The sequence below is a fragment of the Citrobacter sp. B72 genome, assembly GCF_016894305.1.
Taxonomy (GTDB): Bacteria; Pseudomonadota; Gammaproteobacteria; order Enterobacterales; family Enterobacteriaceae; genus Citrobacter; species Citrobacter portucalensis.
This window is the reverse complement of the sequence record NZ_CP069801.1, coordinates 3726981-3740502: the sequence shown is the minus strand read 5'-3', so window position 1 is coordinate 3740502 and position 13522 is coordinate 3726981. Positions and strand designations below refer to the sequence as shown.

Below are 13522 nucleotides of genomic sequence, written 5' to 3'. Positions count from 1 at the left end.
TATTACAATAATGACGAGGACAACATGAGCGACACAACGATCCTGCAAAATAGTACCCATGTCATTAAACCCAAAAAATCGGTTGCGCTGTCAGGCGTCGCTGCCGGAAATACTGCCTTATGTACCGTGGGTAAAAGCGGTAACGATCTGCACTATCGTGGCTACGATATTCTTGACCTGGCACAACAGTGCGAATTTGAAGAAGTTGCGCATCTGCTGATTCACGGGAAATTACCCACCCGCGATGAGCTCACCGCCTATAAAAGCAAATTGAAAGCGCTGCGCGGATTGCCCGCTAACGTGCGTACCGTACTGGAAGCGCTGCCTGCCGCCTCGCATCCGATGGACGTGATGCGCACTGGTGTTTCCGCGCTGGGTTGTACTCTGCCAGAAAAAGAAGGACATACCGTCTCCGGCGCACGCGATATTGCCGACAAACTGCTGGCATCGCTCAGTTCTATCCTCCTGTACTGGTATCACTACAGCCATAACGGCGAGCGTATTCAGCCGGAGACTGATGATGATTCTATTGGCGGTCACTTCCTGCATTTGCTGCATGGTGAAAAGCCATCACAAAGCTGGGAAAAGGCGATGCACATTTCGCTGGTGCTGTACGCCGAGCACGAATTTAACGCTTCTACCTTCACAGGGCGTGTGATTGCGGGAACTGGCTCTGATATGTACTCCGCGATTATCGGCGCGATTGGCGCACTGCGTGGGCCGAAACACGGCGGCGCGAATGAAGTGTCGCTGGAAATTCAGCAGCGCTACGAAACGCCGGATGAAGCCGAAGCGGATATCCGTAAACGCGTTGAAAACAAAGAAGTGGTGATTGGCTTTGGTCACCCGGTTTACACCATCGCCGACCCGCGCCATCAGGTGATCAAGCGTGTGGCGAAACAGCTTTCTCAGGAGGGCGGTTCGCTGAAAATGTACAACATTGCCGACCGTCTGGAAGAGGTGATGTGGGAAACGAAAAAGATGTTCCCTAACCTCGACTGGTTCTCGGCAGTCTCTTACAACATGATGGGCGTCCCCACCGAAATGTTCACACCGCTGTTCGTTATCGCCCGCGTCACTGGCTGGGCGGCGCACATCATCGAACAGCGCCAGGACAACAAAATTATCCGTCCTTCCGCCAACTATACCGGCCCGGAAGATCGCGAATTTGTCCCGATTGAAAAACGTTGCTAATGCAAAACCTCTAAAGATAAAAAAACAGGAAATGTACCCTATGTCTGCACATATTTCGAACGTCCGCCCTGAATTTGACCGTGAAATCGTTGATATCGTTGATTATGTCATGAACTACGAGATCACCTCGAAGGTGGCGTATGACACCGCGCATTATTGCCTGCTTGATACCCTTGGCTGTGGCCTGGAAGCGCTGGAATATCCGGCCTGTAAAAAACTGCTGGGGCCGGTTGTACCGGGTACCGTCGTCCCGAACGGTGTGCGCGTACCGGGTACCCAGTTCCAGCTCGATCCGGTGCAGGCGGCGTTTAACATCGGTGCGATGATCCGCTGGCTGGACTTTAACGACACGTGGCTGGCCGCAGAATGGGGCCATCCTTCCGATAACCTCGGCGGTATTCTGGCGACGGCTGACTGGCTGTCGCGCAATGCGGTGGCGGTGGGTAAAGCGCCGTTAACCATGAAAAAAGTGTTAACCGGAATGATTAAAGCCCATGAAATTCAGGGCTGTATCGCGCTGGAAAACTCCTTCAACCGCGTCGGTCTGGATCACGTCCTGCTGGTAAAAGTCGCTTCCACGGCGGTGGTTGCCGAGATGCTCGGCCTTAACCGCGATGAAATTCTCAACGCCGTCTCGCTGGCGTGGGTCGACGGTCAGTCGCTGCGTACCTATCGTCATGCGCCGAATACCGGCACGCGTAAATCCTGGGCGGCTGGCGATGCCACCTCACGTGCTGTGCGTCTGGCGCTGATGGCGAAAACCGGTGAAATGGGATATCCATCTGCACTGACGGCGAAAACCTGGGGCTTCTATGATGTCTCTTTCAAAGGCGAATCTTTCCGCTTCCAGCGCCCGTACGGTTCGTACGTGATGGAAAACGTGTTGTTTAAAATTTCCTTCCCGGCAGAGTTCCACTCGCAGACCGCGGTAGAAGCGGCGATGACGCTGTACGAGCAGTTACAGGCTGCAGGTAGGACCGCTGCCGATATCGAAAAAGTGACCATTCGTACGCACGAAGCCTGTATCCGCATCATCGATAAAAAAGGCCCGTTGAATAACCCGGCGGATCGTGACCACTGCATCCAGTACATGGTGGCTATCCCGCTGCTGTTCGGACGCTTAACGGCGGCAGATTACGAAGACGGCGTGGCGCAGGATAAACGCATTGATGCACTGCGTGAAAAGATTAACTGCTTCGAAGATCCGGCCTTTACTGCCGATTACCACGACCCTGAAAAACGCGCCATCGCGAATGCCATCACGCTTGAATTCACCGACGGCTCACGCTTTGAAGAAGTGGTAGTGGAATACCCAATTGGCCACGCGCGCCGTCGTAACGACGGTATGCCGAAGCTGGTCGAGAAGTTCAAAATTAACCTGGCGCGTCAGTTCCCGACCCGTCAGCAGCAGCGCATCCTGGATGTCTCCCTGGACAGAGCCCGCCTGGAGCAGATGCCGGTCAATGAGTATATGGACCTTTATGTAATCTAAACCTGCGTGCGGCAAGGCGTAAGTTCAACAGGAGAGCATTATGTCTTATAGCGAGTTTTATCAACGTTCTATTACGCAGCCGGAGTCGTTTTGGGCCGAACAGGCCCAGCGTATTGACTGGCAGCAGCCGTATACGCAGGTGCTGGATCACAGCAACCCGCCGTTTGCCCGCTGGTTTTGCGGCGGCAAGACCAATTTGTGTCATAACGCCATCGACCGCTGGGTGGAGAAACAGCCTGAGGCGCTGGCGCTGATTGCGGTGTCATCGGAAACCGAAGAAGAACGTACCTTTACCTTTCGTCAGCTGTACGACGAAGTGAACGTGGCGGCGGCAATGTTGCTGTCGCTGGGCGTACAGCGTGGCGATCGGGTACTGGTTTATATGCCGATGATCGCCGAGGCGCACATTACGCTGCTGGCCTGCGCGCGCATTGGGGCGATCCATTCGGTGGTGTTCGGTGGCTTTGCCTCGCACAGCGTGGCGGCACGCATCGACGACGCCCAACCGGTGATTATCGTTTCGGCGGATGCCGGCGCGCGCGGGGGCAAGATCCTGCCGTATAAAAAGCTGCTCGATGATGCAATCAGTCAGGCGCAGCACCAGCCGCGTCATGTGGTATTGGTCGATCGCGGTCTGGCGAAAATGGCGCGGGTAGAGGGGCGAGACCTCGACTTTGCCGCGCTGCGCCAACAGCATCTTGGCGCGCGGGTGCCGGTGACGTGGCTGGAATCGAATGAAACCTCCTGCATTCTCTATACCTCCGGGACAACCGGTAAACCGAAGGGCGTCCAGCGTGACGTTGGTGGCTACGCGGTCGCGCTGGCGACTTCAATGGACACTATTTTCGGCGGTAAAGCGGGCGGTGTGTTCTTCTGCGCGTCGGACATCGGCTGGGTGGTTGGGCATTCGTATATCGTGTATGCCCCACTGCTGGCGGGGATGGCGACGGTGGTGTACGAAGGGCTGCCAACGTATCCAGACTGTGGCGTTTGGTGGAAAATTGTTGAGAAGTATCAGGTCAGCCGGATGTTCTCCGCCCCAACCGCCATCCGCGTGCTGAAGAAATTCCCGACCGCGCAAATCCGCAATCACGATCTCTCCTCGCTGGAGGTGCTGTATCTGGCCGGGGAACCGCTGGACGAACCGACCGCCAGTTGGGTAACGGAAACGCTGGGCGTCCCGGTTATCGACAACTACTGGCAGACTGAATCCGGTTGGCCGATTATGGCGATCGCCCGCGGGCTGGACGACCGCCCGTCGCGGCTGGGTAGCCCAGGCGTGCCGATGTACGGCTATAACGTGCAGTTGCTCAATGAGGTGACCGGTGAGCCCTGCGAAGCGAATGAAAAGGGCATGCTGGTGATTGAAGGGCCGCTGCCGCCGGGCTGTATCCAGACTATCTGGGGTGATGACGCGCGGTTTGTGAATACCTACTGGTCGCTGTTTTCTCGTCAGGTGTACGCCACCTTTGACTGGGGTATTCGCGATGCGGACGGCTATTACTTCATCCTTGGCCGTACGGATGATGTCATCAACGTGGCTGGGCATCGGTTGGGGACGCGTGAGATAGAGGAGAGTATTTCCAGCTATCCGAACGTTGCCGAAGTGGCTGTGGTCGGCGTGAAGGACGCGCTGAAGGGGCAGGTCGCGGTCGCGTTTGTCATTCCGAAACAGAGCGACAGCCTTGAAGATCGCGACATCGCACATTCGGAAGAGAAGGCGATTATGGCGCTGGTGGACAGTCAGATTGGTAATTTTGGCCGCCCGGCGCATGTCTGGTTTGTGTCGCAGTTGCCGAAAACGCGCTCTGGCAAAATGCTCAGACGGACGATCCAGGCGATCTGTGAAGGCCGCGATCCTGGCGATCTAACGACCATTGACGATCCCGCGTCGTTGCAGCAAATCCGTCAGGCGATCGAAGAGTAACATCGTGTGATGCCCGGTGGCGCAATGCTTACCGGGCCTTTTAGTATCGTAGGCCGGATAAACCACGTGAGTGGTGCATCCGGCAAAGAGGCTTTTACAGCGCGACGCTTTCGCGACGACGCCGCAGGGAAAACGGCCCCGGACCGCTAAGGGTAAATACGGAAATCAGCGTGAAGCTCAGCGCAATAATCCCCAGCACCAGATAAGCTCCCTGGAAACCAATACTCTCATACATTTTCCCGGCCAGAACTGACATGAAAATCATGGCTAACTGTTTGAAGAAACAGAAACACACCAGATAAATCGTGGCCGAGAAACGTACTTCGAACTGGCTGGTGATGTATTTGAAGCAGCCGACGATCAGGAACGGTATCTCAAACATATGCAGCGTTTTGAGAATAACGACCTCCAGTGCAGTGGTGGCGAATGACGAGCCAATAATCCTTACCGACATAATCGTACCGGCCAGCAGCAGGGCGTTCTTTCCGCCAATGCGGTTCACAATCAGCGGTGCAAAGAACATGATAGAGGCGTTGAGTAATTCTCCCATCGTCGTGACGTAGCCAAACACGCGGGTACCCTGTTCGCCGGTGGCAAAGAATGAGGTAAAGAAGTTGGCGAACTGCTGGTCAAACACATCGTAAGTACAGGAAACGCCGACCACATACAGGGAGAGGAACCAAAGTTTCGGTTGTTTAAATAACTCCAGCGCCAGCTTCAGGCTGAATGCCGAGTTATTGGCGCCTACCGCATCCGCGACTTTTGCAGAAGAGGGGGCATCTGTTTTTGAAAATAACAGCAGCAATGCCAGAATGACCGCACAGCCAGAGCCTAACCAGAAGACGAATTGGTTATTGATGGTGAACATAATTCCGGCAATCGAGGCGCACAGCGCCCAGCCCACGCAGCCAAACATGCGCGCGCGACCAAATTCAAAGTTGCTTCTGCGGCTGGCTTTTTCAATATAGGCTTCAATCGCTGGGGCACCGGCATTGTAAATAAAGCCAAGGTAAATCCCGCCGACAATTGAACCCAGTAAAATATTAACCTGTAATAACGGACCAAAAACGTAAATAAAGAACGGGGCAAACATTACCAGCATGCCGGTAATTACCCACAGCAGATGTTTACGCAGGCCAAGCTTATCGGACAGTAGTCCGAAAATTGGTTGGAATAACAAAGAAAACAGTGATATACAGGCGAAGATGATGCCGGTATCGCCTTTACTGATATGGTTTACATCGTGTAACCAGATAGGGAAGAAGGGGAAATACGCACCCATAATAAAAAAGTAAAAGAAGAAGAAAAAGCCGAACATCCAAAAGTTAGTGTTTTTTAAATAATACATAACAGACTTCCTATAAATGCGGGCAGGTATCAACCTGCCCTGCTTATATTATTATTTTGGGCCCCAGACGAACTGGAAGTGGTAGCGTCCGGCGCTCAGCTGGAATTCCGGCGACACGGAAGGACTCCACGAATCATCGCCGCCGACGCCCATATGGAAGCCATCAATATTGAGCCAGGTGCCCGCCTCAGGTTGCAGCAGATGGCGGTGGCTGGTTTCCATCAGTTGCTGCTGGCTAAAGCGGCTGATGTTGAACTGGAAGTCTCCGCGCCACTGGTGCGCACCGTAGTACAGTTCGCGCGTGCCGCAGCGCAGACCGTTTTCGCTCGGAAAAACATACGGGGTGTACATCTCATCAAGCGACAGATCCCAGCGATCGAAACAGGCGGCGCCCAGACGGTCCGGGTAGTTCTCATGCGGGCCAAGACCTAACCAGTTCACTCGCTCCGCAACCTGCGCCAGCTGGCAGCTCAGGCCGATGCGGGCCGGATGCGGCGTACCGCTGGCAACGTCGACATCCACCGTTATCTGCATTTCACCATTACCGTCAATACGATAGCTTTTTCGGCTGACGAACAGCGTTTCGCCCCGATACTGCCACGCATGTTCGGTGGTGATCAGTGCCGCACTGCTCAGCGTATCGGCAGCACAGTGCAGTAACGTTGCTTCAGCCTGATAGTGACCGGCGGCCTTCCAGCGTTCAACCCAGGCGTTAGGGTCGATGCGGGTTGACTCGCTCACGCCGATGTCGTTGTCCAGCGGCGCGCGGGTGAACTGGTCAGTAAGCGGGCTTACCAACTGGGCTTCATCGCTAATCCAGTATTGTGTTAGCAGACCGGACTGACGATCGAATTGCCAGCGTGTGTTGTTGGCCACCACGGTAAAATTGCTCTCACTAACATCCAGCTGTGGTGCGCTGCTGACGCGTGATAGACGTACCAGGCTGAGCTTCTCTTCCAGCTTCCACTGTTGCCAGGCGCTGATATGCCCGGCTTCTGACCATGCGGTCGCCTGAGGCTGCTCTACGCGCACCGTCAACCACAGTTCACCTGCGGTGTCCGGCATCGGAACGTTCGGCAGGGTAATCACCTGGCGGCCCTGTGGGGCGATATCCAGAACGATTTCTCCGGCGGCCAGCGGGTTGCCGTCAAGGGCAATCGACCAGTGCAGAACTTCGTTATCGCTGCGGCGGAACAGATATTCGCTGGTCACTTCAATCTGGCGTTCAGCGCCCGGCAGTAACGTGAACTGGAAAAACTGCTGTTCATGCTTGGCCTCATATAACGCCGGATGCGGAGTGCGATCGGCGAACACCAGTCCGTTCATGCAAAACTGACGATCGTTAGGTGTGTCGCCAAAATCGCCACCGTAGGCTGACCATGCTTTGCCGTTCTCATCATATTTGGTCAGCGACTGATCCACCCAGTCCCAGACAAATCCGCCCTGCAGGCGCGGATACTGACGGAACGCTTGCCAGTATTTGGCGAAGCCGCCAAAGCTGTTGCCCATAGCGTGGGCGTATTCACAAAGGATCAGCGGACGCTGTTCGCCGGGCATCGACAGCCACTTTTTAATCGACCATTTGGGTACTGCGGGGAAGGGCTGATCCTGATCGACGCGGGCGTACATCGGGCAAATAATGTCGGTGGCGGCAGTATCAGCTCCACCGCCCTCGTACTGCACCGGACGTGACGGGTCTTCTGATTTTATCCAGCGGTAGAGCGCGTCGTGATTGACGCCATGGCCGGATTCATTGCCCAGTGACCAGATAATAATGCTCGGGTGGTTGCGATCGCGCTGCACCATGCGCGTGACGCGCTGGCTCATGGCAGGCAACCATGCGGGATCGTCGGTGAGGCGATTCATCGGCACCATGCCGTGGGTTTCAATGTTGGCTTCGTCGACTACATACAGGCCGTAACGATCGCACAGGGTGTACCACAGCGGATGGTTCGGGTAATGGGAACAGCGCACGGCGTTGAAGTTATTCTGCTTCATCAGGATGATGTCCTGCACCATCGTCGCCTCATCCATCACCTGGCCGTTGACCGGATGGTGCTCATGGCGGTTGGTACCGCGAATCAACAGCGGCTTGCCGTTTAACAGCAACAGGCCGTTTTCGATACAAACCTGACGAAAACCAACGTCACAGGCTTCCGCTTCAATCAGTACTCCGCCTGCGGTGTGTAACTGCACAACGGCGCGGTACAGATTGGGCGTTTCGGCACTCCACAGAGCCGGTTTTTCGACGTTCAGACGCAGAGTCACCCGGTCATGATAAGCGCCGCGTTCATCAATGATCTCACTGCCGAGCGGCGAGGTCGTTTCGCGGGTGAGCGTTTCACCTTCCCACAATTGCAGGGTGACGCGTAAATCTTCGCTCTCGTTGCCCGCCACTCTGACTTCCGCTTCCAGCGTGGCGCGGCTGAAGTTGTCATTAAAAAGGGTATTAATGCGCAGGTCGCGGATTTGCGTAGTGGGCTTATGCAGCAGGGAGACATCGCGAAAAATACCGCTCATGCGCCACATGTCCTGGTCTTCCAGATAGCTGCCGTCGCTCCAGCGCAGCACCATCACAGCCAGACGGTTTTCGCCGCGCAGCAGATAATCGCTAAGATCAAACTCAGACGGTAGACGGCTATCCTGACCGTAGCCGACCCAGCGACCGTTGCACCACAGATGAAACGCGGAGTTCACGCCGTCAAAAATAATGCGCGTCTGCCCTTCCTCTAACCACGCGTCTTCGATATTAAATGTGAGCGAGTAACATCCTGTCGGGTTCTGTGCCGGAACGTACGGAGGATTCACCGGGATTGGGTAGGTGACGTTGGTATAAATTGGCGCATCATAACCGTCCATCTGCCAGTTAGAGGGGACGTTGACGGTGTCTGTCTGTGGCAGATCGCTTGTCAGCCAGCTTTCTGGCACAGCCTCCGGCGCGGCAAACCAGGCAAATTGCCACTGTCCATTCAGCGCGCGTAACTGACTCGAACGCTGATTGGTACGTGCATCATCCGCTGAGCGCCAGCTACAGAATGGCGGATGTGCTTCCAGCCGGTTGAGCTGCGTGACGCCGGGATTTTCCCAGTCGCGGCGGGCCAGAACAGCGGAGAGTGAATCTGTGTTCAGGTTCATAACGGTATCCTGTTTGAATTTGTTACTCGCTCACAATTTCAATCAAAATACGAACAAGCGCTCCTTGCTGTAAAGGATGGGGCGTTCAATAAGTGAACTGACTCACACAATTGTTATGCGTTCACAATTTGGGTGTGAGCTGAGAAACTTGCCGCGCCAGCTGGATCAGTGAATCAGCCAGCGCCTGGGGAGTGGTGGTTTGCGTATCGGGAGGCAGAACCGTTTTGCGCTTGACCAGGGTGACGGGAAGCAGTTGGTTACCCACGCTGGAGCCGCCACGGGGGAGTTGCAATAGCCTGTCGACGCTGGTTTCACCCAGCAACGGAAAATCCTGCCTGATGGTGGTCAGCGGTGGGATGTAACAGGCGCTGTCTTCGGTGTCATCGTAGCCAATTACCGATATATCCACTGCAACCCGCAGACCGAACTCGCTGATTGCCCGCATCGCGCCCAGCGCCATTTGATCGTTAGCGACCAGCATGGCGGTAGGGAGGTTACCGTTATTCAGCATGTGCATCGTTTGCTGAAAACCAGACATCGCGCTCCAGTCGCCTTCCAGCTCCACAACGGGTTGTAGCTGGTAATGTGCCAGATACTTGTGCCAGCCCGCATGCCGAAGCCTTGCCGAAACGGAAGTGTGCGGCCCGCTCAGCAGGGCGATCCGTTGATGTCCGTGCTGCACCAGATGTTCAACGCCAAGGCGCGCGCCGTCGTCATGAGAGAAAATCACGCTGTTAATTGGCGTCAGGTCAGAGACATCGAGAAACAGCACCGGCACCGTACCGCAGGCAGCGGCCACGGCAATGGCATCTTCTTCATCCAGCGGATAGTTGATGATAAGCCCGGTTACGCGTTGAGAAAGCAGATTGTGGACCGCGGCTTTACAGGACTCAACGCCGCTGCGCTCGACCATGGCGATCACCACGCTGGCACCGGAATGGTCGGCGCGGGATTTTATGGCAGCAACGATTTGTGAGGGGGCATGCAGAGCTAGGTTTGCCGTCACAACGCCAATCAGTGGCGTCTGTTTGCCAGCCAGCTGCTGTGCAACGCGGTTAGGGATGTAATTGAGTTCCGCCATCGCGGCCTCAACTTTCTGTCGGGTTTTTGCGGAAACGTGGCTGGCCTGGTTCACGACGCGAGAGACGGTCTGGTAAGAGACACCTGCATGGTCTGCCACATCGTATAGCGTTACCGGTTTCACGTTTATCACCCCTGTAATGACGTTATCTGTGCGCTATGATGCCACAGCGGGACGGTTTTGGGGTATTTGCGCATGGGTTCTGCGAGGCGCATTCCAGGGTTTGAGGATAGCGTGCTGAAGGATTTATCGGCGTTATACCTAACAGAAGAAAAAAGTGAGGACATTGTGAGCGATTCTGCGGCAAAAAATATTCTGTCCATCTACCGACGCCATGCGGATGCTTTTGCCAGCCAGCGCTCGCGCACCTTGTTCGAGAAAAGCTGGCTCGATAAATTTATTTCCGTGATGGGCGGGCAGGGCAGCATTGTGGATATTGGCTGCGGCAACGGTCAGCCGATCGCCGGTTATTTTATCCAGCAAGGTTTTCAGCTTACCGGCGTTGATGGTTCCCCGGCGATGCTGACGCGGGCCCGAAACACTTTTCCCGCACAGCGCTGGCTGGAACAGGATATGCGCGAGTTGGCACTCAATGAGACTTTCGATGGACTGATCGCCTGGGACAGCTTTTTCCATTTAACTCAGCAGGACCAGCAAAAGATGTTCCCGATTTTTGACCGCCTCAGCCATCCCGGTAGTGCGCTGATGTTTACCAGCGGTACGGACAACGGCATCGCGATGGGGCAATTTGAAGGTGAGCCGCTGTTTCACGCCAGCCTCGCGCCGGATGAATACCGCACACTGCTGTCAGCACACGGTTTTGCGGTGGTCGAGATGGTGATGGAAGATCCGCAATGCACCGGGCACACCATCTGGCTGGCGCAAAAAAGAGGCTAATCGCCGCGAAAGGTTTTACGCCATTCAGCCGGGCTAACGCCAAAGTGGGATTTAAAATGCTGGCGCCAGGTGACGGGCGACTGAAAACCAACCTGTTCGGCGATGCGTTCAACGGGTAACTGGCTGGACTCCAGCAACGTCTGGCTACGGCGCAGGCGCTCGGCAATCAACCATTCGGCCACGCTTGACCCTGTGGCCTTCATAAAATGACGGGTGAGGGTGCGACGGCTCATCATCACCCGTTGCGCCAGCTCGTCAAGATTATGCGGTTCATGGAGATGCTGGCGCAAATAGTCGAGCAGGACGTTGATGCGCTGATCTTTGGTATTTTTCGCCACCGGTTGCTCGATAAACTGTGCCTGGCCGCCCTCGCGATGTGGCGGCACAATCATCCGTCGGGCAATCTGATTCGCCACCGTGCTGCCAAAACGCTGGCGGATCACGTACAAACAGCAATCCAGCGCGGCGGCGGTGCCTGCCGAGGTAATAATACCGTCGTCATCCACGTACAGCGCGTTGATATCCAGATGAGCTGCCGGAAAGCGGGCCTGAAAATCCTGCTCGAACTCCCAGTGCGTAGCCGCCCGTTTGCCATCCAGCAGACCGGCGTAGCCGAGAACAAACGCACCCAGGCATAACCCAACAATCTGCGCGCCGTTTTGTCGCGCACGATTGAGCGCATCAAGCAGGCTTTGTGGTGGCCGATGTGCCGTGGTACCCCACCAGGGGATCACCACGATGTCGGCGGCCTCCACCGCTTCATAGCCGTAGGCTGCGTGAATGGAGAAGCCATCCTGCGAGGAAACGATGCCCGGCTGTTCGGCGCACAGTTGCACCTCAAAACGCTTTTTCGCCGTCACTTTGTCACTGAAAATAATGCATGGCACCGAGAAGTGAAACGGGCTGAAATCTTCCACGGCAACAATGGCGACGTTAAGCGTTTGCATACGAGTCCTCTGTGGAGTTTAAAACGTCAGGGTTTCGCCATCTTCCGGCACGTTAACAAATTGCGCAATCTGGTTGTCGCAGGCGTACTCTTTCAAGGCCGCGCGGGTCAGCAGACAGTGGTTAATCGCCTCCATGTGGGTCGCCACAATTTGTGCTTCGGGCAGCGTGAAGTGGGTTTTTAGCACATCTTCCGCGCCCATGATAATTGGGCCAAACCCGATAACGTGAGCAAAGCCTGCGTTCAGAATGACCACGCCTGGCTGGAAAGTCCGCATGTTGGTTTCCACCTCGTCGCGCCAGATGGTGTCCCCGACCAGATACAGCGTTTTTTCCGCCGGATGCTGGAAGATAACTCCGCAGGCATCACCCAGACGTTCAGCCATTTGCGGGACGGCGTAAGCGCGATCCGAACCGTGCTGGCCGCCGGTTTTACGCAGGGTGATATCACCAAGCGCAGTGTTTTGCGTCAGTACGGTCAGTTGCGTGAAACCTTGTTCCCGCAGTACCTGCGCATCGCGATCGTTTTGCACATAAATCGGTTTGTCTTTCGGCACGACACGAGCCGCGGCTTCATCCCAGTGGTCTTCATGCAGATGGGTCACGATCAGCGCATCAACGTTGAGCAGGGTGTCGATATCGACAGGCAGATCAACGGTCGGGTTGCGGATCTCGGCGCGTGCCGTACCGGCAAAGCCCGGATAAGTACCTTTTGCCGCCAGCATAGGGTCGATCAGAAAGGTTTTGCCACCAAAAGTGATGTGCTGCGTAGCGTTACGGATTTGCGTGATGTTCATGGTGTTTGCTCCACGTGTTGGGTCAGTGGTGTCATCGTAGAGTGTTGTCCAGAAGATGAATGTGGGCAAATGGGCGACTAGCGATGGGATTGGGCCAACTGCGGATTACAGATGTCGATAATGTAATTAGAATTAAAGTAATTTAATATTTCCTTGGTGGCTCGTTATTTAATAATCAGCCATTATATCGAACTGAATAAGAATGCTGTTATTTAAATACGGAAGGTTTATTAAATGCGAAGTGGTGCCGGAAAACATTATTGATATATGTAATGCATAGTGACCAATAAAACAGATCGCGAACCATGAAATAAGAATGCTATCATTCACACCAGACGCGGCAGGCAACTGCTGGCACATGCCTTTACCCCGGAGCAACTGATGAACAACGACATTCCGCTAAAATATTATGATATTGCCGACGAGTACGCGACCGAGGCCGCAAAGCCGGTGAGCGACACAGAACGTGACGCGCTGGCGCACTACTTCCAGCAGTTGATCACCCGTTTGATGAGCAACGAAGAGATCAGCGAAGAAGCGCAGCAGGAGATGGCTACCGTGGCAGGTGTCGACGCTCAGCGTATCGATGATATTGCGGAGTTCCTCAATCGTTGGGGTAACGAGTAGCCAAAGACATGGCCTGTGTTTTACACTGCGCGCAAATTGAGTAGGTATACTCTACGAGTAATAGGTTTAATCAGGCGGA

General features: G+C 55.0%; 10 protein-coding genes. 5 read left to right on the top strand and 5 right to left on the bottom strand.

Annotated features, from left to right (window positions below; all coding sequences use genetic code 11):
- Window positions 1–24 precede the first annotated feature (24 nt).
- Genes prpC through prpE form a run of 3 tightly spaced genes read left to right on the top strand, consistent with a single transcriptional unit; the run spans window position 25 to window position 4613 of the window.
- Window positions 25–1194 carry a bifunctional 2-methylcitrate synthase/citrate synthase gene (prpC, locus tag JQN59_RS17860; RefSeq protein ID WP_032942476.1) on the top strand — a complete coding sequence of 390 codons (1170 nt, stop codon included), beginning with the start codon at window positions 25–27 and terminating at the stop codon, window positions 1192–1194.
- A 40-nt stretch (window positions 1195–1234) separates the two neighbouring features.
- The gene (locus tag JQN59_RS17855) at window positions 1235–2686 is read left to right on the top strand and encodes a bifunctional 2-methylcitrate dehydratase/aconitate hydratase (protein WP_149607797.1); all 1452 of its coding nucleotides are present in this window, start codon (window positions 1235–1237) and stop codon (window positions 2684–2686) included.
- A gap of 40 nt (window positions 2687–2726) precedes the next feature.
- Window positions 2727–4613, top strand: a complete 1887-nt coding sequence (gene prpE / locus JQN59_RS17850) for a propionate--CoA ligase (RefSeq protein ID WP_128317657.1) — start codon at window positions 2727–2729, stop codon at window positions 4611–4613.
- A gap of 94 nt (window positions 4614–4707) precedes the next feature.
- Here prpE and JQN59_RS17845 read toward each other — a convergent pair whose 3' ends face one another.
- From JQN59_RS17845 to JQN59_RS17835, 3 genes are all read right to left on the bottom strand, one after another.
- On the bottom strand, window positions 4708–5961 hold the full coding sequence (locus tag JQN59_RS17845) for an MFS transporter (RefSeq protein WP_048226366.1): 1254 nt from the start codon (window positions 5959–5961) through the stop codon (window positions 4708–4710).
- A 51-nt stretch (window positions 5962–6012) separates the two neighbouring features.
- Entirely contained in the window at window positions 6013–9096 is a 3084-nt protein-coding gene (locus tag JQN59_RS17840; protein WP_149607796.1) for a beta-galactosidase, read from the bottom strand.
- 121 nt (window positions 9097–9217) lie between these two features.
- Window positions 9218–10300, bottom strand: a complete 1083-nt coding sequence (locus tag JQN59_RS17835; protein WP_079935120.1) for a LacI family DNA-binding transcriptional regulator — start codon at window positions 10298–10300, stop codon at window positions 9218–9220.
- A 165-nt stretch (window positions 10301–10465) separates the two neighbouring features.
- On the opposite strand from JQN59_RS17835, the gene JQN59_RS17830 reads away from it, so the two are divergent.
- Window positions 10466–11074, top strand: coding sequence for a class I SAM-dependent DNA methyltransferase (locus JQN59_RS17830; RefSeq protein WP_239484192.1), 609 nt, complete (start codon window positions 10466–10468; stop codon window positions 11072–11074).
- Here JQN59_RS17830 and JQN59_RS17825 read toward each other — a convergent pair.
- Together JQN59_RS17825 and JQN59_RS17820 are read right to left on the bottom strand one after the other, a co-directional pair.
- Window positions 11071–12021, bottom strand: a complete 951-nt coding sequence (locus tag JQN59_RS17825; RefSeq protein ID WP_149607795.1) for a GlxA family transcriptional regulator — start codon at window positions 12019–12021, stop codon at window positions 11071–11073. The two genes, JQN59_RS17830 and JQN59_RS17825, sit on opposite strands and share 4 nt — an antisense overlap.
- 18 nt (window positions 12022–12039) lie before the next feature.
- A complete protein-coding gene (locus JQN59_RS17820) occupies window positions 12040–12816 on the bottom strand; it encodes an MBL fold metallo-hydrolase (protein ID WP_103015000.1) in 777 nt (258 codons plus the stop codon).
- Between the two features lie 381 nt (window positions 12817–13197).
- Here JQN59_RS17820 and JQN59_RS17815 point away from each other — a divergent pair, with 381 nt between their 5' ends.
- On the top strand, window positions 13198–13443 hold the full coding sequence (locus tag JQN59_RS17815; protein WP_149607794.1) for a YmjA family protein: 246 nt from the start codon (window positions 13198–13200) through the stop codon (window positions 13441–13443).
- Window positions 13444–13522: the final 79 nt, after the last annotated feature.